The organism is Rhizobacter sp., assembly GCF_035702065.1.
Classification (GTDB): domain Bacteria; phylum Pseudomonadota; class Gammaproteobacteria; order Burkholderiales; family Burkholderiaceae_C; genus Rhizobacter.
On the sequence record NZ_DASSRA010000073.1, the window covers coordinates 11,946 to 35,626 of the forward strand.

At 69.4% G+C, this 23,681-nt stretch carries 21 protein-coding genes and 1 pseudogene; 8 read left to right on the forward strand and 14 right to left on the reverse strand.

Annotated features, from left to right (window positions below):
* Positions 1-24: 24 nt before the first annotated feature.
* From VFL64_RS03400 to VFL64_RS03420, 5 genes are read right to left on the reverse strand one after another with little or no spacing between them, the layout of a single operon-like run.
* Positions 25-1,017 carry an NAD-dependent epimerase/dehydratase family protein gene (locus VFL64_RS03400; RefSeq protein WP_489538978.1) on the reverse strand — a complete coding sequence of 331 codons (993 nt, stop codon included), beginning with the start codon at positions 1,015-1,017 and terminating at the stop codon, positions 25-27.
* An 11-nt stretch (positions 1,018-1,028) separates the two neighbouring features.
* Positions 1,029-2,132: an ABC transporter ATP-binding protein gene (locus VFL64_RS03405; RefSeq protein ID WP_489538979.1), complete on the reverse strand. Its 1,104-nt coding sequence runs from the start codon at positions 2,130-2,132 to the stop codon at positions 1,029-1,031.
* Positions 2,133-2,134: 2 nt separating this feature from the next.
* Positions 2,135-3,022, reverse strand: coding sequence for a carbohydrate ABC transporter permease (locus VFL64_RS03410; RefSeq protein ID WP_489538980.1), 888 nt, complete (start codon positions 3,020-3,022; stop codon positions 2,135-2,137).
* Entirely contained in the window at positions 3,015-3,980 is a 966-nt protein-coding gene (locus VFL64_RS03415) for a carbohydrate ABC transporter permease (protein ID WP_489538981.1), read from the reverse strand. Before VFL64_RS03415 ends, VFL64_RS03410 begins: the two co-directional genes overlap by 8 nt.
* 8 nt (positions 3,981-3,988) lie before the next feature.
* On the reverse strand, positions 3,989-5,257 hold the full coding sequence (locus tag VFL64_RS03420; protein ID WP_489538982.1) for an ABC transporter substrate-binding protein: 1,269 nt from the start codon (positions 5,255-5,257) through the stop codon (positions 3,989-3,991).
* Positions 5,258-5,420: 163 nt separating this feature from the next.
* Here VFL64_RS03420 and VFL64_RS03425 point away from each other — a divergent pair, with 163 nt between their 5' ends.
* Positions 5,421-6,167, forward strand: coding sequence for a response regulator (locus tag VFL64_RS03425; RefSeq protein ID WP_489538983.1), 747 nt, complete (start codon positions 5,421-5,423; stop codon positions 6,165-6,167).
* Positions 6,151-7,221: an ATP-binding protein gene (locus tag VFL64_RS03430; protein WP_489538984.1), complete on the forward strand. Its 1,071-nt coding sequence runs from the start codon at positions 6,151-6,153 to the stop codon at positions 7,219-7,221. Before VFL64_RS03425 ends, VFL64_RS03430 begins: the two co-directional genes overlap by 17 nt.
* 7 nt (positions 7,222-7,228) lie before the next feature.
* Here the strand turns inward: VFL64_RS03430 and VFL64_RS03435 are convergent, their stop codons facing one another.
* The 6 genes from VFL64_RS03435 to VFL64_RS03460 form a co-directional block, all read right to left on the reverse strand.
* Entirely contained in the window at positions 7,229-8,227 is a 999-nt protein-coding gene (locus VFL64_RS03435) for a Gfo/Idh/MocA family protein (RefSeq protein WP_489538985.1), read from the reverse strand.
* Positions 8,228-8,302: 75 nt separating this feature from the next.
* Complete coding sequence (locus tag VFL64_RS03440) at positions 8,303-8,569, reverse strand: hypothetical protein (RefSeq protein ID WP_489538986.1); 267 nt, start codon at positions 8,567-8,569, stop codon at positions 8,303-8,305.
* A 25-nt stretch (positions 8,570-8,594) separates the two neighbouring features.
* Positions 8,595-10,070 (reverse strand): S8 family serine peptidase, encoded by a 1,476-nt coding sequence (locus VFL64_RS03445; RefSeq protein ID WP_489538987.1) that lies wholly within the window; start codon positions 10,068-10,070, stop codon positions 8,595-8,597.
* 20 nt (positions 10,071-10,090) lie between these two features.
* On the reverse strand, positions 10,091-10,312 hold the full coding sequence (locus VFL64_RS03450) for a hypothetical protein (protein ID WP_489538988.1): 222 nt from the start codon (positions 10,310-10,312) through the stop codon (positions 10,091-10,093).
* A 60-nt stretch (positions 10,313-10,372) separates the two neighbouring features.
* Entirely contained in the window at positions 10,373-10,780 is a 408-nt protein-coding gene (locus VFL64_RS03455) for a carboxymuconolactone decarboxylase family protein (RefSeq protein WP_489538989.1), read from the reverse strand.
* Between the two features lie 26 nt (positions 10,781-10,806).
* Positions 10,807-11,517, reverse strand: a complete 711-nt coding sequence (locus VFL64_RS03460) for a 5'-methylthioadenosine/adenosylhomocysteine nucleosidase (protein ID WP_489538990.1) — start codon at positions 11,515-11,517, stop codon at positions 10,807-10,809.
* Positions 11,518-11,634: 117 nt separating this feature from the next.
* On the opposite strand from VFL64_RS03460, the gene VFL64_RS03465 reads away from it, so the two are divergent.
* From VFL64_RS03465 to VFL64_RS03480, 4 genes are all read left to right on the forward strand, one after another.
* Entirely contained in the window at positions 11,635-13,263 is a 1,629-nt protein-coding gene (locus tag VFL64_RS03465) for a DUF6351 family protein (protein ID WP_489538991.1), read from the forward strand.
* A 98-nt stretch (positions 13,264-13,361) separates the two neighbouring features.
* Entirely contained in the window at positions 13,362-14,525 is a 1,164-nt protein-coding gene (locus tag VFL64_RS03470; protein WP_489538992.1) for a tetratricopeptide repeat protein, read from the forward strand.
* A 61-nt stretch (positions 14,526-14,586) separates the two neighbouring features.
* On the forward strand, positions 14,587-16,329 hold the full coding sequence (locus VFL64_RS03475) for a hypothetical protein (RefSeq protein ID WP_489538993.1): 1,743 nt from the start codon (positions 14,587-14,589) through the stop codon (positions 16,327-16,329).
* A gap of 93 nt (positions 16,330-16,422) precedes the next feature.
* Positions 16,423-18,105, forward strand: coding sequence for a hypothetical protein (locus tag VFL64_RS03480; RefSeq protein WP_489538994.1), 1,683 nt, complete (start codon positions 16,423-16,425; stop codon positions 18,103-18,105).
* A 6-nt stretch (positions 18,106-18,111) separates the two neighbouring features.
* Here VFL64_RS03480 and VFL64_RS03485 read toward each other — a convergent pair whose 3' ends face one another.
* Positions 18,112-19,017, reverse strand: a complete 906-nt coding sequence (locus VFL64_RS03485) for an alpha/beta hydrolase (protein ID WP_489538997.1) — start codon at positions 19,015-19,017, stop codon at positions 18,112-18,114.
* 174 nt (positions 19,018-19,191) lie between these two features.
* On the opposite strand from VFL64_RS03485, the gene VFL64_RS03490 reads away from it, so the two are divergent.
* Positions 19,192-20,412 carry a DUF4382 domain-containing protein gene (locus VFL64_RS03490; protein WP_489538995.1) on the forward strand — a complete coding sequence of 407 codons (1,221 nt, stop codon included), beginning with the start codon at positions 19,192-19,194 and terminating at the stop codon, positions 20,410-20,412.
* Positions 20,413-20,498: 86 nt separating this feature from the next.
* Complete coding sequence (locus tag VFL64_RS03495; RefSeq protein ID WP_489538996.1) at positions 20,499-20,963, forward strand: hypothetical protein; 465 nt, start codon at positions 20,499-20,501, stop codon at positions 20,961-20,963.
* A 9-nt stretch (positions 20,964-20,972) separates the two neighbouring features.
* On the opposite strand, the gene lnt is transcribed toward VFL64_RS03495, so the two are convergent.
* Positions 20,973-23,375 carry an apolipoprotein N-acyltransferase gene (gene lnt, locus VFL64_RS03500; protein WP_489538998.1) on the reverse strand — a complete coding sequence of 801 codons (2,403 nt, stop codon included), beginning with the start codon at positions 23,373-23,375 and terminating at the stop codon, positions 20,973-20,975.
* 62 nt (positions 23,376-23,437) lie between these two features.
* Positions 23,438-23,681, reverse strand: a pseudogene (locus tag VFL64_RS03505) (hypothetical protein); the annotation flags it as partial.

Sequence of the window (23,681 nt, forward strand, 5' to 3'; positions counted from 1 at the left end):
TGCGTTGTCGAGAGCACCGGCCGGTCAGCCGGGGTACCACACCACCCGCGGGTCCTGGGGCGAACGCTCATGGGACCAGGCTGCATCCACGAGGCGCGCCATGTCGTACTGCGGGCGCCAACCCAGCAGCAGCTTCGCCCGGGCGTTGTCCATCCAGGTCGAGTGGTAGGGGGTGCGCAGCGGCACCTGCGGCAGGCCGCGCGTGCGGGCGAGGTACTCGCCCAAGGCGCCGTAGTCCACCGGCTCGTCCATGCACACATGCATCAGTTGCTGGTGGGCGCGCGGGTTGTCCAGCGCCAGCAGGAGGGCACCGACCAGGTCGTCCACGTGCACGAAGTTGCGCTTCACCGGCTGGCCTTGCGCGTCCAGCATCACGGGCACGGCGCCTTGTCGGTGATACGCCTCGGCCTGCGTCGCCGGGACCAGCTCGCACCAGCGCGGTCCGCCGAACACGTCGGGCCCGAACGACAGCTGGAAGCGGAAGTCGTCCTTCTCCATGATCCACGGCGCGCGCAGGCAGCAGCCGTTCAGCCCGTACTGGATCTGGAACTGCTGCAGCATCACCTCCTCCAGCACCTTGGACAGTGCATAGCAACCCGGGTAGGCGCTGTGCGGCTGCTCCTCGGTGACCGGCCCGCTGCGCGGGTAGAAGAAGTGGCCGATGGCCGCATCGCCCCCCACCAGCACGAACTGCTTCAGCGTGGGGCTGGTGCGCGCCGCCTCGAGCAGCCAGAACATGCCCTTCACAGCCACGTCCATCACCTCGTCGGGCGTCTCCTTGCTGGTGGCCAGGTGCAGCACGTGGGTCACGCCCTGCATGGCGCGCTCGACGTCCGCGCGTTCCTGCATCGCACCGCGCACCGCCTCCAGCCGCGGCGCGGACGGCAGCAGCCGCTTGTGGCAAAGCGCGCGCACGCGGAAGCGCGTGTACGCCGCATCGGCCAACAGCCGCGCGATGAAGGTCTGGCCGACCTTGCCGGCGGCGCCGGTGACGAGGATGAGCGCGTCGTCAGCCATGGCCGTTCGCCTCAGATGCGATCGCCCGAGCGCGGGTCGAACACGCTGGCGCGCGCCGTGTCGACCACCATGCGCAGGCTGCTGCCCGGCACCACCGCCGTGTTGGGGTGGGTGCGCGCCACCATGCGCACCCCGGCCCATTCGAAGAAGACCATGGTGTCGGTGCCGGTGGGCTCGACCACGTCGACCCGGCACTCGAACTGCGCCGCCTGCGCCTGCCCGGCCTCGGCCGGCGCCAGGTGCTCGGGCCGCACGCCCAGCACCACCTCGCGACCCAGCCAGTCGGCATGGTGGCCGTTGGCGCGCGGCAGAGCGAAGAAGGCCTTCTCGCCGCCCTGCTCGCCCACGTGCACGCCCAGCGCGTCGCCCTGCTGGATCAGCGTGGCGGGCAGGAAGTTCATGGCCGGCGAGCCGATGAAGTCGGCCACGAACATGTTGGCCGGCGTGTCGTACACCGTCTTCGGGTCGGCGCACTGCTGCAGCACGCCGTCGCGCATCACCGCGATGCGGCTGGCGAGCGTCATCGCCTCGATCTGGTCATGCGTCACATAGACCGCCGAGGTACCCAGGCGCTGGTGCAGGCGCTTGATCTCGGTGCGCATCTCCAGGCGCAGCTTGGCGTCGAGGTTGGACAGCGGTTCGTCGAAGAGAAAGATCGACGGATCACGCACCATCGCGCGCCCCATGGCCACGCGCTGGCGCTGCCCGCCCGAGAGCTGGGCCGGCTTGCGGTCGAGCAGCGGCTCGATCTGCAGCAGCGAGGCCACGCGCTGAAGCGCCGCATCGCGCTCGGCCTTGGCCGCGCCGCGCATCTTCAGCGCGAAGGTGATGTTGCGCTCCACCGTCATGTTCGGATAGAGCGCGTACGACTGGAACACCATTGCGATGTCGCGGTCCTTGGGGTGCACGTCGTTGACGCTCTTGCGGTCGATGCGTATCTCGCCCTGCGTGATGGGCTCCAGGCCCGCGATCAGGTTGAGCAGGGTCGACTTGCCGCAGCCCGACGGCCCCACCAGCACCAGGAACTCGCCGTCGTCGACGGTGAGCGACACGTCCTTCACCACCGGCACGCGCCCGAAGGACTTGGAGACGTTGACGAGTTCGAGAGAAGCCACGCTCAACCTTTCACGGCGCCCGCGGTCAGCCCGCGCACGAAATACTTGCCGGCCAGGAAATAGACCACCAGCGTGGGCAGCCCGGTGAGGATGGCCGCGGCCATGTCGACGTCGTAGCGCTTGGTCGCCTGCGAGGTCTTGACCAGGTTGTTGAGCGCGACGGTGATGGTCTGCCCGGGGCCATCGGTCAGCGTGGCCGCGAACAGGAAGTCGTTCCAGATCTGCGTGAACTGCCAGATCACCGTCACCACGAAGATGGGCGCCGAGATGGGCAGCAGGATGTGCCAGAACACGCCGAAGAAGCCCGCGCCGTCGATGGTGGCCGCCTTCACGAGCTCGCGCGGCAGCGTCACGTAGTAGTTGCGGAAGAAGAGCGTGGTGAAGCCCAGGCCGTAGACGATGTAGGCCGTCATCACGCCCCAGCCGGTGCTGCTGCCCAGGCCGATCTTGCCCAGCAGCTGCGCCAGCGGGAGGATCACCGCCTGAAACGGGATGAAGCAGCTGAAGAGCAGCATGCCGAACAGAAGGTTGGCGCCGCGGAAGGGCCACATGGTGAGCGCATAGCCGTTGATGGCCCCGATGAGCGTGGAGATCACCACCGCCGGCAGCACCACCGCCAGCGAGTTGCCGAAGTAGGGCTTCATGCCGCCGCAGTTGACGCTGATGCAGACCTCGCTCCAGGTCATGCGCCAGGTGTCCCACTGCAGCAGGCGCGGCAGCGCGAAGAGCGAGCTCTCGCGCATCTCCTCGGGCGGCTTGAACGAGGTGGCCAGCATCACGTAGAGCGGCGCCAGGTAGTAGGCCGCGAAGACCAGCAGCAGCACGTAGAGCCCGTAGCGGCCCAGGCGACCTGCCGGCGTGGCGGCGTAGGCGGAGCGGAACTCAGTCATGCCGCGCCCCCGGCCGCAGCTCGGAGTACAGGTAGGGCACGACGATGGCCATCACCGTGCACAGCATCATCACGGCGGTGGCCGAGCCCACCGCGATGTTGTTGCGCTGGAAGCTCATCGCGTACATGAAGATCGACGGCAGGTCGGTCGCGTAGCCCGGGCCGCCGTTGGTCATCGCGATCACCAGGTCGAAGCTCTTCACGGCCAAATGCGCGAGAACGACGATGGCCGAGAAGAAGGCCGGCCGGATCGACGGGATGATGATGCCCCAGTAGATCTGCGGCATGGTCGCGCCGTCCATGTAGGCGGCCTTCACCACGTCCTGATCGACGCCGCGCAGCGCCGCGAGGAACATTGCCATGATGAGCCCCGAGGTCTGCCACACGCCCGCGAGCACGATGGTGTAGATGGCGAGATCGGGCTGGATGATCCAGTCGAACGTGAAGCCGCTCCAGCCCAGCAGGTGCACCGAGCGCTCCAGGCCGAGCCCCGGGTTGAGCATCCACTTCCACACCGTGCCGGTGACGATGAAGCTGAGTGCCATCGGGTACAGGAAGATTGCGCGCAGCGTGCCCTCGAAGCGGATGCGCTGGTCGAGCAGCACCGCGAGCAGCAGGCCCACCGCCAGGTTGAGCACGATGAAGAGGCCGCCGAAGATGAGCAGGTTGCGGATCGAGACGCCCCAGCGCTCCATCTGCCACAGGCGCGTGTAGGCGTCGAAGCCGATCAGCTCGTACACCGGCATCATCCGCGAGCCGGTGAACGACATGTAGACCGTCCAGCCGATGAAGACATAGACGAAGACCAGCGTGACCGCGAAGGTCGGCGCCATGATCAGCGCCGACAGGTTCTCCTGCAGCCAGCGGCGTGCAAGGGCCGCCGGCGACCGACCGGCGATTGCCGGCGCATCGGCGACCGCGAGAGCACGCTGGCGACCCACGTTCCAGGGCGTCGACACAGCGCGCCCTACTCCCGCGCCAGCTTGACCGCATCGGCCAACCTCTTTGCGGCCTCGGCCGACGACATGTCGGAGTTGAAGTGCTTGGTCACCACGTCGGTCATCGCGCCCTTCACTGCCATCGGCACGGCCATGTCGTGGATGGCCGAGGGTGCGAAGCCGCCCGACTTCACCGTCCTGGCCATCTGGTCGCTCGCGGCGAGCGCGCAACTGTCGAACTTGTCGAGCTTCATGTCCGTGCGCACCGGGATCGAGCCCTTGGCCAGGTTGAAGTTCTCCTGGAAGCGCGGCTCCATCATCAGCTTGGCGAACAGCTTCTCGCCAGCCAGGCGGTCCGGGTCCTTGCTCTTGAACATCGCGAAGCTGTCGACGATGAAGAGGAAGGCGTTGTCGGTGCCTGGAGGGTTGGCGCAGACGTAGTCCTTGCCGGGTTCCTTGCCGGCCGCGCTCATGTCGCCCTTGACCCAGTCGCCCATGAGCTGGAAGCCGGCCGTGCCGTTGATGATCATCGCGGTGGCGAGGTTCCAGTCACGCCCGGAGAAGTTGGCATCGACGTAGCCGCGCAGCTTGCGCATGCGCTCGAACACCTTCTGCATGGTGTCGCCACCCAGCGCCTTGGGGTCCAGTTCGACCAGCGCCTTCTGGTGGAAGGCCGGGCCACCCACACTGATGACGACGATCTCCCACAGGGACGCGTCCTGCCAGGCCTGGCCGCCGTGCGCGAGCGGCGTGATGCCGGCGGCCTTCAGCTTGGCCGCCGCCGCGTCGAACTGCTCCCAGCTCGTCGGCATGGTGATGCCCACCTTCTTGAGCACCGCCGGGTTGGCGTACATCCAGTCGAGCCGGTGCACGTTGACGGGCGCGGCCACCCACTGGCCCTTGTACTTCATGGTGTTGGCCACCGACTTGGGCAGCACCTGCTCCCACTTGCCGGCAGTCGCCACATCGTCGATGGGCTGCAGCACGCCGAGCGCGCCCCACTCCTGGATCAGCGGGCCCTTGAGCTGCACGGCCGAAGGCGCATCGCCGCCCAGCACGCGGGCGCGCAGCTTCGTCAGCGCCTCTTCGCTGCTGCCGCCGCCCACCGGCGTGTCGATCCACTTGCCGCCTTGCGACTCCATGTCGTCCTTCAAGGACTTCATGGCCTTGGCCTGGCCACCGGAGGTCATCCAGTGCAGAACCTCCACGGTGGGCGGCCCGGCCGCCGCCTCCGTGCCCATCAGGCACAAGCCTGCAGCCAGCGTGCACCACGCCAGCAGATTCTTTGCTTGCCTCATGTCGGTCTCCTGCGCGTTGTTGACGGGTCCACCCGCTGGACTTAATGTGCGCAGCGCGATCGTGCCCAGTGGCACGCGCGGCCGCAGTGGTTTCGTGTAACGCCGATCGACGGCGGGCCGGGGCTGCTACGCAGCGTTACATAACAACCGGACGAGACACCGCATGGAACGCGCCCCACACATCCTCGTGGTCGACGACGACGTCGAGATCCAGAAGCTCACCAAACGCCATCTGCAGGAGTTCGGCTTCCTCGTCACCGTGGCCGGCAACGGGCGCGAGATGTTCCGCGCGCTGAAGGACTGGCGCATCGACCTCATCGTGCTGGACGTGCTCATGCCCGGGCAGGACGGCTTCGCGCTGTGCAAGGAGGTGCGCAACACCAGCCAGTTGCCGATCATCATGCTCACCGCCCTGCGCGACGAGGCCGACCGTGTGATCGGCCTCGAGCTCGGCGCCGACGACTACCTGGTCAAGCCCTTCGGCCCGCGCGAGCTGATGGCGCGCATCAAGGCCGTGCTGCGGCGCAGCCAGTCGCGCGGCACGGAGGCGCAAGGCGAAGCCGCGCCGGTCGCCTACAGCTTCGTCGGCTGGCGGCTCAACGTGGTCGCGCGCGAACTGCAGGCGCGCGACGGCACGGTGGTGCCCTTGTCCACGCGCGAGTTCTCGCTGCTCACCACCTTCCTCGAGCACCCGCGCCGCCCGCTCAGCCGCGAGCAGCTCGCCGACATGGTGGCCGGGCGCGACTGCCCGCCCTTCGACCGCAGCATCGACATCCTGGTCTCGCGCCTGCGCCGCAAGGTGGAAGACGCGGCCGCCAAGGAGCCGGCGCTGATCAAGACCGTGCGCGGCGAGGGCTACCAGCTCTGCGCCGACGTGATGCGCCACCACCGCCATGCCGCCGTGGGCTGATCCGCTGCGGCGCCTGTTGCCGCCGTCGCTGGGCGGGCGCATCCTGGCCCTGCAGGTGGCGGGCATCGTGGCCAGCCTCGCCATCGCCGGCCTGTGGGCCGAAGCCTTCTGGAACGAGCGCCCCAGCCACACCGTGCTGGCGCTGATCACGCTGCTGTCGTTGAGCGCCGTGCTGCTGCTGAGCGGCATCGCCGCACGGGCGCTGGCCCGGCCCTTCCACGAGCTGGCCGTCGCCATCGAACGGCGCGGCGAAGACGTGCAGGGGCCGCTGCTGAAGGAGACCGGCCCGGTCGAGGCACGCGCCATGGTGCGCGCCGACAACCACCTGCGCCGGCGCATCGCCGCGATGATGGCCGACCAGACGCGCATGCTGGCCGCGGTCTCGCATGACCTGCGCACGCCCAGCACGCGGCTGCGCCTGCGGGTGGAGTTCGTGCGCGAGGCCGAGGTGCGTGACGCCATGCTGCGCGACATGGACGAGATGGACACCATGCTCACCGAGGTGATCGACTTCCTCTCGCACGAGGTGCGCGAGGAAGCAGTGAAGTCGGTCGACCTCACCGCGCTGCTGCAATCGGTGTGCGATGACTATGCCGACCTCGGCCGGCCCGTCACGTTCCGCGAGCCGCCGCCGCTCACCTTCCACGGCGTGCCGACGCTCTTCAATGCGACGCAGCAGGCGCATGTGTTTCGCCACGAGCGCAAGGTGCGGCAGAGCTGCCGCCCCAACGCGCTGCGGCGCGCGCTGTGCAACCTGATCGACAACGCGCTCAAGTACGGCCACCGCGCCGACGTGCGGCTCGACGCGGGCGGTGACGCGGTGCGCATCCAGGTCGATGACACCGGCCCGGGCATCCCCGAGGCGGAGATGGACAAGGTGTTCCTGCCGCTCTACCGGCTGGAGTCGTCACGCCAGCGCGCCACCGGTGGCATCGGCCTGGGGCTGTCCATCGTCAAGGCCGCGGTGGTCGCGCACCAGGGCCGCATCGAGCTGCGCAACCGGGCCGAAGGCGGCCTGAGCGTGAACGTGGAGTTGCCGCGCTCGCTGGCCTGAACGCCATTCAAGGCGCTTCCCAGCGTCCTGACTTTTCCGACCGGAACAGCGCCTCGATCACCCGCATGTTCTGCACGGCATCGTCCACGCCATAGGGCAGCGGTGCCTCGCCGCGGATCGCCTTCGAGAACGCATCGCCCTGCAGCGTGTACTGGTCACAGGCCGGCAACGTCTCGGCCACGGCGCTTGCATCACCGAGCTTGCCGCCATCGTCCACGAAGATCTGCGTGGTCTCGCCCAGGGGCGCATTGAAGGGGATGCGGATCTCCACGCGCTTCTTCGTGCCACTGATCTGCAGGCGCTGGTAGGGCACGCTCTGGGTCGACACGGTGAAGTCGAGGTGGCGCCCGCCGCCGAAGTCGACCAGTGCGCTGGCGGTGCGGTCGGTGCCGAACTTCGGGTCGCGGTCGACGAGGGCGATCACGCGTTTCGGTTCGCCTTCGAAGAAGAAGCGGCCGGCGACGATGGGGTAGCAGCCGATGTCGTACAAGGCCCCGCCGCCGATGTCGGCCTTGTTGCGGATGTTGCCCGGGTCGTCGTTGAAGTACGAGAACAACCCCTGGATCGAGCGCAGCTCGCCGAGGGCACCGCTGCGCACCAGTTCACGGGCGCGCAGCCACTGCAGGTGGAAGCGCACCATGAAGGCTTCCATGATGTGCACCTTGCCGGCGACTTCGCGCAACTGCGCGGCCTCGTCGGCGGTGATGGCGATCGGCTTCTCGCACAGCACGTGCTTGCCGGCGCGGGCGGCCTGCAGCGTCAGCGGCACGTGCAGGTGGTTGGGCAAGGGGTTGTAGACGGCCTCGATGGCGGGGTCGGCCAGCAGCTCTTCGTACGAGCCGTAGGCCTGCGCGATGCCGAGCTTGTCGGCCGCCGCGCGGGCCGGTGCGAGCGAGCGCGAAGCGATGGCGCGCACTTCGCACCAGGCGCTCTTCTGCAAACCGGGAATGACCTTGACGGTCCCGATCTTGGCGGTGCTGAGCACGCCCCAGACGACTTTCTTCATGCGGCCTCCTGAGAGAGAGGAGGCGGAGTATGCGCGCCGTTTGCGGTTGCGGTGGGGTTACGGCGAGGTTACGGCTCAGCGGCGGCGGCTGCGCGCGGCCGGGCGCAGCGCGGGCCGCGGCACACCGGGCACCGGCGTCGTGGCTTCGGCGGCGATCTGCCACTGCGGCAGGAGGTGCTCCAGCGTACGCGCCACGCTGGCGTTGGCCTCCACCAGCAGCATGTCGGGCGCATCGTCGAGGACCTTCGCCCCGGCGCGCAGCACCACTTCCAGCGTGTCCACGCCCGACTCGCTGCCGTGTGAAGGCAGCGTTCCGGTGTAGCGCAGAACGTAGCGGCTCATGGTCTTGCCATGATAAGCCCGCGCCTCAGAGCGCGAGCCCCGCACCCTGTGCCAAAGGTGGCAAACCCATGTCGCGCGCGGCCTGCAAGGCGAGCTTGACGATGGCGTCGGCGCGGTCACCGTGGCGCGGCATGGCCAGCGTCTTGGCATCGGCCGCCAGCCGCCGCGCCAGTGCGCCGGTGACGCCGGGGCAGGCCATCGAGGTGCCGTCCATCACGCCGAAGCGGTCGCGCGGGATGCACGAGATCACGCCCACGCCCGGCCCCGCGAGGTCGATCTCGGGGCCGGTGTTGGAGAAGTCGGCGATGAAGCTGTGCTCCTTGCCCAGCGGCGGCTTCACCGTCTCGGCCTGCATCGCACCCGCCGGCCACAAGCCCTTGAAGCCGAGTGCCGACACCGACAGCGCCAGCGGGTGGCGCGCCGGCCAGGCCACCGGCCCGCCGTCGTTGCCGGCGGCGATCACGCACACCACGCCCTTGGCGCGGGCGGCCTTGATGGCTTCGCTGGTGGTGGGGTCGTCGGGGCCTCCGCCCAGGCTGAGGTTGAGCAGGTCGCAGCCGTCGGCCACCGCGCGGTCGATCGCCTTGGCAATGGCGAAGCTCGACGCACCTTCGGCGTTCTTGCCGAACACGCGGTAGGCGCGCAGCCTCACGCCCGGTGCCACGCCCAGGAAGCCGCATCCGTTGCCGGCGATGATGCCGGCCACGTGCGTGCCGTGGATGTCGCTGTCGGACCAGTCGGCCGGGTCTTCGCCGGTCACCGCATTCATGCCGCCCTCCACATTCAGCGCCTGGTGCGGGCCGATGCCGGTGTCGATGACGCCGACCGTCACGCCTTCACCCTCGGCCGGCACGCGCTTGGGGTAGGCCTTGGCACGCGAGTCGACGAAGCCCAGGTCGATGGGCGGCAACTCGATCACGCCGCGCTGCAAGGGCCAGTCGCGCAGCAGGATGGGCCAGGCGCTGTGCGCCGGATAGAGGTACACGCGCTGCAGCACGCGCACCGAGCGCGGCAGCTCCAGGCTCACCTCGCCGCGCACGTTGGTCGTGCCTTGGGCGCCGCGCTGGGACTCGAAGTCGCTGAAGGCGATCACGTCGACGCCGCGCACCGCCTTGCCATTGCCCTGCAGCACCACCTTGATCACCGGCTGCGCCAGCGTGGCACGCGCCGAGAAAGCCTGCGCGCCAGTGAACACCGGCGGCCGCGGCGCACGCGCCCAGGGGTAGAAGACCTCGGGCACCACGCGCACGCCAGGCTGCTCGCGCTTGAGCTTCATCAAGGCCACGTCGCTCATGGACACCAGCTTGGCGCCGTTGGAATGGATGGAGTCGAGCACCGTGAAGTGCGCACTGCCGCCCGGGGCCGCCGCCGCGGCAACGCGCCGCGGGCCGGGTGCGCGCATGGTGCTGAAGAAGACGTCGACGGCGCTGGAGTTGTTGGGTTCGCTGGCAACGAAGCCGCGCGTGGGGAGGAGGACGAAGCGAGTGGTCGTTGAAGTCATCGTGGTTCGTTCACACCTTGTCAGGTCTTCTTGGCCTGCTGCGCAGGCGAGGGCTCGGTGCGGCGGCAGATCTCGTCGTTGCCGACCTGCACCCACTCACCGCCCATGCCGATGCAGGCGGCGCGCGCCGTGTTGCGCCGCTCCTTGATGCGGTCGGGCGCGGTGGACACACGGAACACGGTGGCCGCGATCGTGGCCAGCACCACGATCACGAAGGCATTGCGTGCAAGGCTCGGAGACATCGCTCGCTCCTCTTTGGAATGGGCTCCCGGTGGAGGCTTGAGCTTACGCCAGGGCCTGTCTCATTCACCAGCCGAATCGAAGGCCAGGCCTTCGGCCGCCATCCATTCCGACGCCGCCCTGAACGCCGCCACAGCGGCGGGCGCGCCGGCGTAAGGCGCCACGTGCAACAGCACCTCGCGCAGCTCCAGCAGGGTCGCGCCGTTGTTGAGGGCGCCGCGCAGGTGGCCTTTCAGCTCGTTGGTGTGGCCGAGTGCGGCCAGCATGGCCACGGTGCACAGGCTGCGCTGCTTGAGCTCCAGACCCTCGCGCAGCCAGGTGGAGCCCCAGGCGTGGTTGCTCACGTGGTCTTGCAGCGGCTGGGTGAAGGCGGTGGCGCCGGCCAGCGCGCGGTCGACGAAGGCGTCGCCCATCACCTGGCGGCGGCGCGATTCACCGGGGGTGCGGGGCTTGGAGGAGCTGTTGGTCATGGTGGATTCCGGGAGTCAAGAGGAAGTCAAAGGGAACGCAGGTAGTGCTGAAGAATGGCCAGGGTGTGACGGCTGGCCACTTCGGCCACGAAACGGTTGAAGTCGACGTGCGCATCGTCGTCGGCGCGGTCGGAGACGGTGCGCACCACGGCAAAGGGCGCACCAAAATCGTGGCACACCTGGGCCAGGGCGGCACCTTCCATCTCGACCGCGAGCGCATCGGGCAAGCGCGCGCGCAGCGCATCGTTCTCAGCCCGATCGGAGAGGAAGCGGTCGCCGCTGACCAGCAGGCCGCGGTGCACGCGCGCACCTTCGGCGGCCAGCGCTTCGGCGGCTGCGCGCGCCAGCGCGTCCGACATCACCGCATCGGCCGCGAAGCGCGAGCGCCCGTACAGCGGCACCTCGTGGCGCGGGAAGAGCGGCGAGGCGTCCATGTCGTGCTGCAGCAGCTCGTCGCCGACCACCACGTCGCCCACGCGCACACCATCGCCCAGGCCGCCGGCCGTGCCGGTGAAGACGATGCGGTCCACGTCGAACTGCGTGAGCAGCACGGTCGCCGTGGTGGCGGCCGCCACCTTGCCGATGCGCGAAAACACGGTCACCACCTCGCGCCCTTCGAGGTGGCCGACCCAGAACTCGCGCCCGGCGCGTCGCACAGGCGCCTCGTCGGGCATGTGCTGCAGCAGCGCCTGCAGTTCCTGGTGCATGGCGCTGACGATGGCGATGCGTTGTGTCATGCCGCGATTGTCATCCTCAGGGAGGACAGGCCAAGCGCTGCACCGCTCCTACGATTTCCGTACGCCCTGCGGGACGCTTCTGCGCGGCCACCACAACACAGATCGGAGACACGACACATGCACCCCAAGCACTTCTCCCTGCTGCTGCTGAGCGCCGCCCTCGCGGCCTGCGGCGGCAGCGACGACGACGCCCCCACTGCCCAGCAGCAATGCGAGGCGCTGGTCGCCAACTCGGGCCTCGCCGCCACCACGGTGGCCGTGGTCTACAACGCGGACGGCGCGGCCAGCGCAGGCACGCCTTCGCGGCCGTTGCCGGCGCACTGCGTGGTGACGGCCAGCACCAACGCGCGCACCGGTGTCGATGGCAAGAGCTACGCCATCGGCTACCGCCTCACGCTGCCCGACACCTGGAACGGCCGCTTCCTCTTCATGGGCGGCGGCGGTAACGACGGCACCATCGGCCCGGCCCTGGGCACCAACGTCGGCCCGCTGAACGACCTGAGGCCCGCGCTCGCGCAAGGCTACGCGGTCGTCAACACCGACGGCGGCCACACCGGCACCACGGCCTCGTCGTTCGCGACCGACCCGCTGGCCAAGATCGACCACGCCTACAACGCCTTCGACAAGACCGCCGTCAACGCCAAGGCGCTGATCGCCAAGCGCTATGGCCGCGGCCCCGACCATTCGTACTTCGTGGGCTGCTCGGGCGGTGGCCGCCAGGGGATGATGTTCACGCAGCGCTTCCCGACCTACTTCGACGGCGTGGTGGCGCATGCACCGGCCATGCGCGTCTCCAGCGGCGCCACCGTGGCGGCGATGTGGAACAACCAGCAGCTCACCAACATCGCGCCCGTGGAAGGCGGCTCGCCCATCCTGAGCAAGGCCTTCAGCAACGCCGACCTCGCGCTGGTGTCGGGCGCCATCCTGCAACAGTGCGACGCGCTCGACGGCGCCACCGACGGCATGGTGAACCACTGGCGCGCCTGCACCTTCACCCCCACGGTGCTGCAATGCCCCGGCGCCAAGGACGCCACCTGCCTGAGCGCGCCGCAGGTCACCGCGCTGCAGCGCATCTTCGACGGCCCGCGCAACACGGCCAACGTGAAGCTCTATGCCGGCCAGGTGGCCGACCCCGCCGTCGACCAACCCGGCTGGCGCGCCTGGACGCTGGGCAGCTCGACCACCGCCACGCCGAACTCGGCCTACAACGCCCTGATGGCCGACGCACTGCGCTGGGAGTTCTTCACGCCCTCCGACCCGACCTTCGTCGCACTCAACTTCAACATCGACACCGACCCGCAGCGCATGGCGGCCTACTCGTCGATCTACGACACCTATGCCGACGACAGCCTCACGCCGTACAAGAACCGCGGCGGCAAGCTGATGTTCCTGCACGGCCTGGCCGACCCGATCTTCAGCGCCAACGACACGGTCGACTACTTCGAGCGGCTGGCGGCCAACAACGGCGGCGTCGCCGCCACGCAGGCCTTCGCGCGCTTCTTCCCGGTTCCGGGCGAGAACCACTGCTCGGGCGGCCGCGCCACCGACCAGTTCGACGTGCTCACGCCCATGGTCGACTGGGTCGAGAAAGGCCAGGCGCCCGACTCCATCCTGGCAGGCGCGAGCGCCACCAACGCGTTCTTCCCGAACCGCACCCGCCCGCTGTGCCCCTACCCCAAGTTCGCCAGGTACAGCGGCACCGGCAGCATCGAGAGCGCGGCCAGCTTCGTCTGCGCCAACAGCTGAGATACGCGCATTGCCATCGGGCGTTTCCTCATGCGGGGAGGCGCCGATCGGCATAGCATGGGGCGGTGCGGCAACCCACACGGTTGCCCCACTGCCCCATGAAGCGCTGTCTCCTGCTGCTGAGTTGCCTGCTGCTCACTGCCTGCGCAAACGTTCCGACCCGTTCCGAGGTGCCGACGGAGCTCTTTTCCGACAGCTCGTTCACGCCGCCCGCGCAGCCGGTACAGGCGGGGCAGATCTTCGCGCTCTCGCCCGAGATGAAGGCCTACATCGACACCGAACTGTCCAGGCAGATTCGAAGCAAGGGGCTGAAGCAAGGCCTCCTCGAGGCGCTTTACCGCAAGAACCAGCTCAAGCTCGAGTACGACTCCGAGCACACGCGCAATGCCACCGAGGCTTTCGAGGCGCGCTCGGGCAACTGCCTCTCGCTGGTCATCATGACTGGGGCAATCGCCAACCATCTGGGGATGCAGGTCACCTACCAGAGCGTCTACACCGACGACATCTGGACCCGTGCCAATGACATCTATTTCGCCAGCGGCCACGTCAACCTGACGCTCGGCCACCGCTTGACGGAGCCGGGTGTCCACGGTGGCATGACGGCCGGACTCACCACCTGGACCATCGACTTCCTGCCGCCCGAAGAGCTCCGCGGACAGCGCTCCCGTGAAGTGAGTGAATCCACTGTCGCTGCGATGTACATGAACAATCGCGCCGCCGAATCTCTTGCCGAGGGCGATCTCGACACCGCCTACGCGTGGGCTCGCGCCGCGGTCTCGCACCAGCCGGGCTATCTGAGCGCCTACAACACGCTGGGCGTCATCTACCTGCGCCACGGCCTGGCCAGCCAGGCCGAGAAGGTGTTCGCTCACGTGCTGCAGCGCGACCCGACCAGCACCATGGCCATGAGCAACCTGGCCCGGGTGCTCGAAGTGCAGGGCCGCACCGAGGAATCGGCTGCGCTCACGCGTGCGCTGACCCGTCTCGACCCCGAGCCGCCCTACTACTTCTTCGACCTCGGCCGCGCCGCCATGCGGCGCGGCGACTACGCCGACGCGAAGGCCTGGTTCCAGAAGGAAGTGAAGCGCGCGCCCTACAACCACGAGTTCCACTTCTGGCTGGCCCAGGCCCAGGCGCAACTGGGCGACATGCGCGCCGCGCGCAGCCAGCTCGACCTCGCGCTGAGCACCAGCACCACGCGGCGCAACCAGCAGCTCTACGCGGCCAAGCTCGATCGCCTCAAACAGCTGGGCGTGCAGTAACCCACTCGGATACCCCGGAGCACCTCACCGGCGTAGCGTCATTTCGCTACGATCGGTAACCATGCGACGGCCCCTCACCCTCCTGATCTTCCCGATCCTCTTCGCAGTGGCCGCCACCGCGCCTCTGGCAGCACCCAAAGCGACGACCAGCAAGGGAACGGACAGCAAGAAGCCGGTGCAGGCGGCCAAGCCGTCGCTCAAGTCACCTGCCTCCCCTGCCAAGCAGACGGTGTGCACCATCACCGTCAATTCGCCCGACGAGAAAGAGGTCTTCCGCCGCCACCTGCCCGAGTCGAAGTTCAACTTCGTCGAGCTGGTCGAGCGCGGGCGCAGCGACTGGCTGGCGTCGTCGTGCAAGGCCGCCACGGCCTGTGATGTGCTGGTCGTCTCGGGCCACTTTGACGGCGACAACGAGTTCTTCTCCGACCAGGTGGAGTCGCACGAGCTGCTCGCGGTCTCGGAGCTCGAGCGCGCCTCGTGCAGCCGGTCCTGCCCCAGCATGTTCTCGCAGCTCAAGGAGGTGTACCTCTTCGGCTGCAACACGCTGAACCACAAGCCGCAGAGCAGCGTCTCGGCCGACACCGTGCGCGACTACGTGCGCGACGGCCGGACCGCCGGCGACGCCGAGCGCCGCATGCAGACGCTGAACGTCTCGCACGGGCAGAGCAGCTACGACCGCATGCGGCTGCTGTTCCGCGGTGTGCCGGCGATCTACGGCTTCGCGTCGACCGCGCCGCTCGGCCCCACGGCCGCCGCCACGCTGTCGAAGTACTTTCAAGGCGGTGGCCGCTCCCTGGTGGGCACCGGCCGCATCGACCCGAACCTGCTGCGCGCGTTCTCCGTCTACTCCATGGCGTCGGCGCGCGGCATCACCAGCAACGACCCGAACATCCAGGACCGGCGCGACATGTGCCAGTTCGCCGACGACCGGCTGCCCATCTCTGCCAAGCTCGACTTCGTCCACGACGTGATGCAGCGGCCGGGCGATGACACCGAGCGCTACCTCGACCGCATCCAGCGCCTGGCGGGCAGCCTCGACGAACCCACGCGGCGCCAGCTGCCGGTGGCGCGGGCGCTGGCCGACATCGCCAGCGACAGGCCCACGCGCGAGCGCTTCCTCGCCGATGCGCGTGACGCCGACGAGCCCCCCACGCGGGTGCGCATGGTCAACCTCGCGCACGACCTGGGGTGGCTGACCGACGACCAGCGCGAGCACGAACTCGCGCTGATGCTGGGCGAACTGATGGAGCGCAAGACGGTCGGCGTGCAGGAAATCGACCTCGCCTGCCGGCTCAACCAGAACCAGGAGCTCGAAGGCGCCTTCCCGCGCCACGTGAAGCCCGGCAGCACGGCCGACGACGTCCCGCACGCCGCCGTGCGCGCCTGCCTGGGCAGCGCCGAGGGGCGCGCAATCACGCTCGATGGGCTGGCCAGTGCCAAGGAAACCGACGTGCAGGCCGCCCAGGCCTACCTGCGCCGGCGCCCCATCACCAGCAACACCGAGCTGCGCCGGGTGGCCACGCGCATCGCCGACATGCCGCAGGGCAACCCCCAGGTGCGCGCACTCGATGTGCTCGGCCGCCACTATGTTTCCGACGCGTCGGTGCTGCAGACGCTGACCTCGCTGTACCAGAGCACGCCTTCGGTGGACGTACAGAACGCCGTCGCGGGTGTGTTCCTGCGTGCCGACCGCAAGAGCATCGACCGCACCGATCTGCTGCGCGTGCTGAAGGAATACCGCAAGCCCGCCAAGTCGGGCAAGCAGGCGGTCGATGCCCTGATGACACTGCTGGAAGCGGCGTGATGCACCCCGCTGCGCTCCAAACCCGTCAATAGCGCACGAGCTCTTTGTTACATGCACTTTCCAGGGGTGAAGGGGCTGTGGAACACTGACCGCATGCTCTACCGCTCTACCCCGCCCCGTGGCCTCTTGCGCACGGCGGCCGCCTTGCTGGCATGCCTGGCAGGCAGCCCCCTGCTGGCGCTCGCTGCACCCAAGACGGTGTGCACCATCACCATCAACTCGGCCGACGAGCGCGACACCTTCCAGCGCCACCTGCCGCCCGGCGAATACCAGTTCGTCGAGCTGGTGAAGCCGCACCAGAGCAACTGGTTCGCCCAGGCCTGCCAGAGCCAGGTGCGCTGCGACGCGCTGGTCATCTCGGGCCACTTCGACGACGGCACCGAGTTCTACACCGACCGCGTCGGCGACCGCGACCGCCTGCCCGTCACCGAACTCGAACAGGCGTCGTGCAGCAACTCCTGCAACGGCGTGTTGGCCAATGTGAAGGAGGTTTACCTCTTCGGCTGCAACACGCTCAAGTCCGACCCGCGCCACGTGGCCGAGGGCGAAGTGCTGCGCAGCCTGGCCCGCTCGGGCCTGCCGCGCGCCGACGCCGAGCGGGTGGCCGCTGCGCTCAACACCCGCTACGGGCAGAGCAACCGCGACCGCCTGCGCACCGTCTTCAAGGACGTGCCCCTGCTCTACGGTTTCTCGTCCAAGGCGCCGCTCGGGCGCACCGCCGGGCCGCTGCTGGAGCGCTACTTCCAGACCGCGCCCGCCGGTGAGATCGCCAGCGGCCGCGAAAGCCCCACGATGCTGAGCTTGTTCGGCCCCACGTCCATGGTGGCGGCCAGCGGCCTCACCGACGCCGACCCCAACGCGGCCTTCCGCCAGGACATGTGCCGCTTCGCCGACACCCGCCCGGCCGATGCCAACAAGCTGGCCTTCCTGCACCAGGTGCTGCAGCGCGACGTGAACGAGGCGCGCATGTTCCTCGACCACCTGGAGCGCTACACCGAGTCGCTCGGTCCGGCGCAACGCCGCGTGCCCGAGGTGGCTGCCGCGCTGGAGCAGATCCGCAACGACCAGCCCACGCGCGAGCGCTACCTCGCCTTCGCCCGAGACGTCGACCGCGCCGGCGTGCAGGTGCGCATGATGGCCCTGGCGCGCAGCCTCGGCTGGCTCAGCGCCGAGCAGGAGCAGGCCGAGTTCCTGCAGATGATCTCCACCCGCATGGCGCGCAACACCCTGGGTCTGCACGACGTGGACCTCGTCTGCGCCACGCCGCAAACGCCCGGCCCCGACCTCGCGCTTCAGGTGCGCGCCAGCGGCGCCGTGCAGCCGCGCAACGTGGCGCACTCGGCTGCGCTCGCCTGCCTGGGCGACCCCGAGGCCCACACGCGCACGCTGGGTGCCTTGACGAGCAGCCGCGACGACGAAGTCGCCATCGCCCAGGTCTACCTGCGCCACCGGCCGCTGGCCGACGTGGGCGAGGTGCGCGCCATCGCCTCCGGCATCGGCCGCATGACCACCGCCAGCGCGCAGGTGCGTGCGCTGGAAACGCTGGCCAAGCAGCGCCTGGCCGACACGCAGAGCCTGCAGGAGATCGCCCGCCTGTTCTCGCAGGCCCGCTCGCTCGACGTGCAGCGCGCCATTGCCGGCATCCTGATCCGCTCCGACTACAGGCAGCTCGGCACCGCCGAGCTCGCCCGCTCGCTGAGCCAGCACCGGCTCAAGTCGCCCAACGGGAGCGATGTGATCGACGTGCTGATCCGGTTGCTCAGGCAGTCGGCCTGAAGCGCGCTACGGCGTCGCATCCAACCCGAACAGCTCGGCCAGCGCCTGCCGGTACAGCGGCTGGCCGACGGCATTGGTGTTGTGGTGCGAACCACCTGGCACCAGCACGAAGCGCTTGGGCTCGCGCGCCCGCTCGTACAGGCCCTGGCCGAGCGCCGGCGGGATCAGCGCGTCGTCGCTGCCATGCACCACGAGCAAGGGCGAGCCCACCTCGGCCACGCGCGAGACCGCGTCGAAGCGCTGCGTGATGAAGGGCGAGACCGGCAGCCAGCCCCAGCGGAAGCTGCTCACCACGTCGGGGATGGAGGTGAAGCTGCCTTCGACGATCAGCCCGGCCTCGTCGCCCACCTCGGTGGCCAGTTGCACCGCAATGGCACCGCCCAGCGAGTGGCCGAAGATGAAGCGTCGCGATTGCGGGTGCTGCGCGGCCAGCCAGTCCCAGGCGGCCCGCGCGTCCTGCGCGGCCGAGCGCTCCGAGGGCAGGGAGGCCGTGCTGCGCCCGAAGCCGCGGTAGTCCACGCCCAGCACCGAGAAGCCCAGCTCGTGCATGCGGCGCATGCGCGGCGCGCTGCCACGCACGTCGTAGCGCGCGCCGTGCAGGTAGAGCAGCACCGGCGCGCCGGCGTCGGCCTGCGGCAGCCACAGGCCGTGCAGCTTGACGGGCTCGCGGGCCTTGTTGTCATCCGCCGCCGGTGCGTCGAAGCCGATCCACACATCCTGCATGCCTTCGGCGGCTGCCAGGCCGCCAGCCCAGGTGCGGTCGCTGGGCTGGAAGATCCAGCTGCGCTGGCGCTCGTCGAGCGAGGCGCAGCCCATCTGCAGGCCCAACGCAAGCGCGATCAGCAAGGCCGCGCCCAACAAGCGGCGGGGCGACAGGTGGCGCGGCGACGGGCGTGAGGACGTGGCGGGCATGGCGCGCATGGTGGCACGGGGTGCAAGGCCGCAGGCCGCGCTTGGAATTGGGGGGCCCGGCACCGCGGAAACCCTCTCACCGTGAAGGACTGCACACCAGGCCGTGTTTGGGGTAGAGTCTCTTTAAATGTGGAATTTGCACATTTACAAACGAGACTCAGCGAGGCGATGCCCATGAAACCCTTGAAACGACTCTTCAGCCTGGCCGCGACGGCCGCCCTTCTCTTCACCCTCGGCGCGTGCGGCGGCGGAGGCGGCAGCAGCGATGTCGCCAGCCCCGGCAACAACACCGCCATGGGCACCGGCACCCTGCGCCTGGCGCTGACCGACGCCCCGGCCTGCGGCTACGACCACGTGTACGTGAGCATCCAACGCGTGCGCGTGCACCAGAGCACCACCGCGGCGGACAGCGACAGCGGCTGGTCCGAAGTGGTGCTCAACCCCGCGCGCCGCATCGACCTCCTCTCGCTCACCAACGGCGTGCTCGACGAACTCGGCGAGACCTTGCTGCCGGCCGGCCACTACACACAGATGCGCCTGGTACTCGCCGACAACGGCAACGCCCCGCCCTACGCCAATGCCGTGCAACTCACCGGCGCGGCGGGCGAGGTGGCCCTCAAGACGCCGAGCGCACAGCAAAGCGGCCTGAAGATGAACGTCGACATCGACGTCGCCCCCAACCAGCTGGCCGACGTCGTGCTCGACTTCGACGCCTGCAAGTCCATCGTGCGTGCCGGCAACTCCGGCAAGTACCTGCTCAAGCCGGTGATCAGCGTGATCCCGCGCTTTGTATCGGGCGTGCTGGGCTATGTCGACCCGACCGTGCCCGACCCCGTCGTCTCGCTCCAGCAGGGCGGGACCATCGTCAAGGCCACCGTGCCCGACCTGACGGGCCGCTTCCTGCTGCAACCGGTGCTGCCCGGCAGCTACACGCTGGTGGTCACCGCGGCCGGCCGCACCACCACCGCCATCACAGGCGTGCCGGTGGTGGCCGACACCGTGCTCGGCCTCAACGACGCCACCAGCGCCCTGCCGGTGCCGGTCTCGGCCAGCGGTGTGGGCACGGCCACGGGCACGGTCAGCATCACCCCGGCACCGGCCAGCATCGAAGCCAGCGTGCGTGCCGTGCAGGTGCTCAGCGCCGGGCCCACCATCGAGGTGGCCAGCAGCTTCGCCGACGACACCACGGGCCTCTACGCGATGAGCCTTCCGATCGCCCCGCCGCTGGTGGCGCCCTTCCTCGCTGCCACACCGCACACCTACAGCTTCACGGCCGACACGCCGGCAGCCGGCCGCTACACGCTCCAGGCCACGTCGGGCGGCGTGCTGAAGACCGCCGGCCCGATCACGCTGACAGGCGGCGGCACGGTGACCACGCCTTTCTCCTTCCCCTGACACCTGGGACAGCGGGCCTCAAGTGGCCCGCGCGCATGCCGACAACTTGGGTCGAGCCGCCCGGCTCTTCCCAAGGAGTCCATGAGTTGAAACGCCCCCTCTCGAACCTGGCCGGCCTGGCCGCACTCACCGCATCCATCGCCCTCGCTGGCTGTGCCTCGAAGTCCAAGAGCCCCTTCGACCAGCCTCGCCTGGCCACCGTGATCGAAGTGACTTCGCCCGACACCCCGGAAGACAAGGTCCGGCAGAGCGTCAGCGCGGCGCGCGCCTCCGTCCTCACGGGCCTGATCCGGCACCAGGAGCAAGGCGGCACGTTGAACCCCTGGTCGGTGGGCCCGGCGGTGGGTGGCATGGTGGGCGACGCCCGGAGCGCCGTGGCCGAGTCGTGCACCCAGGTGCTGCTGGTGGAGTTCAGTGACGACCAGAAGCGCCTGGGCATCAAGACACGCTGTCACCAGGCGTTCAGCGCAGGGCAGAAGGTGTCGGTGGTCCGCGCTGCGCAGCCCTCGATCGACTTGCGCGACATCCTGCAGATCACGCCAGTTCAGTGAGGCCTCACCTCAGCCGGCGTAGACGCGCACCAGCAGCCACGCCGGCATGCCGAGGTAGAGCGCCGCGAGGCCCAGTCGCTCCAGTCCACGCCGCACATCGACGGCCCGGCTCGGCCGCAGCCACACGCTGGCCAGCGTGCCTGTCTCGACGGCGGCACGCACGGCCGAGGCCGTGAGCGCCACGCCGAAGATCCAGGCAGCCCACCACAGCGCAAAGGCGGAGAGGTAAGCCGCGAGCCCGAAGGCCTCGTACTCACCGAAGCTGCTGCCGAAGGTGACGTGCTGGTGCAGGCGGAACGCCGGAATGGCCAGCACCAGCGGGAGCAGCACGAACTTCACGAGCAGGTGGTCGAGCCAACCGCGCCGCACGGCGCCGCGCACCTGTGCATAGAGGCCCGAGCGCGTGGTCACGGGCGCCTGCACTGCCGCTCCCGCGCTCACCAGCACCCGGGCCAGTGCTGCGGGGTTGGCGTGCAGGAGGCCGTGCCGCTGGCCCGAGGCCAGGCGCAGCGACACACCGGCATCGGGAACGGGCAGACGCCAGGGCTCGATGGCGACCATGTCGCGCAGCGCGAGCTCGATGCGCTGCGGGCCGCGTGTGAGCACCAAGGCGCCCTGTTCCAGCGCGGCGCGTGCGGCGAAAGCACGCAACACCAGCCACGCCGCCAGCTCGGGCGCCAGAAAGAGCGCCGCGAAGAGACGGATCTGCGCGAGCGTGTTGGTCGGCAGCGAACCATCACCGAGCAGGAAGGCGGCCACCATCCACAGCAGGCTGCCGCGCGCAAACGCGCGCAGCACACCGCCGACGATGCGCGCAGCCACCGGCAGCACGACCACGTTCGCGGGCAGGGCCGTCGCATCGGCCGCAGCCTGCGACTCTCCGGTGCCGAAGACCCACCGGCGCAAGAAGCCGGCCGCAGCCAGCAGCACGAGGAAGGCCGCCGCCGCGCGCCCCACCCAGTCGCCCCACATCACCATCAGCGTGCGCGGCGGCTCCGCCACCGGTAAATCGCCGATCACCAGCGTGCGTTCGCCCATCCGGGTGCCGGCGACCACGCGCCCGGTCATGTCGATCACCGCGCTGTGGCCATTGGCGGTCACGCGGAACTGCGGCAGGCGTGTCTCGATGCTGCGGAAAGCGGCCACCGTCTGGTGCATCTCGGCACCGAGTGGGTTGCCGGTGAACCAGGAGTCGTTCGACATGGTCAGGATGGCCTGCGCCCCCTGCCGCGCGCCTTCGATGGCGAGGCTCGCGTCGGTGTCGTCGAGGCAGATCAGGGGCAGCACGGGGATCTCACGGCCGTCCCTCAGGTTGAGCGGGAACACCCGCGCCCCATTGCCGGCCTGCCAGGCGCCTGCCCACGGGAGCCAGCCGCGCACCACCGGGCCGTCCAGCCACGCCGGCAGGTACTCGGTGAAGGGGAACAGCCGTGTCTTGCGGTAGAAGCCGAGCAGGCCCTTGCCAGGCTGCACGAAGGCGGCGGCGTTGTACTCGCCGGCGTCGTCCACATCGTAGGTGCCGAACACGAAGGGCACCTGCGCGGCGTTGACGATGCCGAGGATCTCGCGGTCGAGCTCGGCGCCGGCTTCGTTCTTCGGGTGGCCGAAGGTCAGCGGGTAGACCGTCTCGGACCACAGCACGGCATCGGCGTGCTGGCGTTCGATCGCGTCGTAGCTCATCGCGAAGTGCGTGTCGAGCACCTCGCGCACCACGGCCTCGGCGCCCTTCTCGCGGCGCAGCCGGTCGTAGTCGATGATGTTCGATTGCACCAGCCCCATGCGCAGCGGCTTGGCCTCCGGCGCAGCGGCTGACGACAGCCTGGTCACCGCGAAGGCGCCATAGCCGGCCAGCAGCAGCGGCACCAGAGCAGCCAGCGCCAGCGGCCACGCGACCGCGCGCACGCCATCGCCGCGGCGCGCGACGGCGGCACGCACGCCTTCGTTCGCCAGCAGCAGCAGCCAGGTGAGGCCGGCCGCGCCGCCCACATCGGCGGCCTGCCGCAGGAGCGCCGAGAGATACAGCCCGTGGCCCAACGTGTCGCCGAGGAACTTGGGCGCCAGCCATTCGGCCGCGCCCCAGGTGCAAGCCCCTGCGAACGCGCACAGCATGGGGCCGCAGCGCCGGCTGGCAACGTGGCGCACCAGCGCGAAGGCGAAGAACTGCGGCTGAAGCAAGGGCGCGGCGATGAGCAGCACCATCCAGCCCACGGGCGCGCCGAGCTGCGAGTAACCGCCGATCGCGCTGCCGAACCACGCGAACGCCGCCAGCACGAAGGCCACCGACATCGCCCACGCGCTCAGCAGCGAGCCGACGAGCGTGCGCGTGGTGTCGAGCGTGCGCAGCCACGGCACCAGGGCCACGAAGCCGAGCCACCAGCCGGCGCCGCCGCGGGCATACAGGCCCAGCAACACGGCGCTCAAGAGAACGCCGGCCCCTGCGCGAACGCCGGGTCGGGACAGGAAGGACGGGGGGTTCACGTCCCGGGCCGGTCCGCTTCGACCGGCGCGGGGATCACGATGCGCCGGTTGGCCAGGCCAGGCGGCGCCGCTTCCGGCCGCACGACCCGGTCCTTGGGGATCTCGATCGGGCGGCCCGCGCCGTCGATGAACTGGCGGTCGGGTGCGTACATCAGGATGGGCTCGATGGCCTGGCCATCGTCCGTCGTCTGGTAGTGGCGCACGTAGCCCTCGGGGAGCGCAAAGTCTTCCGGCACGGCA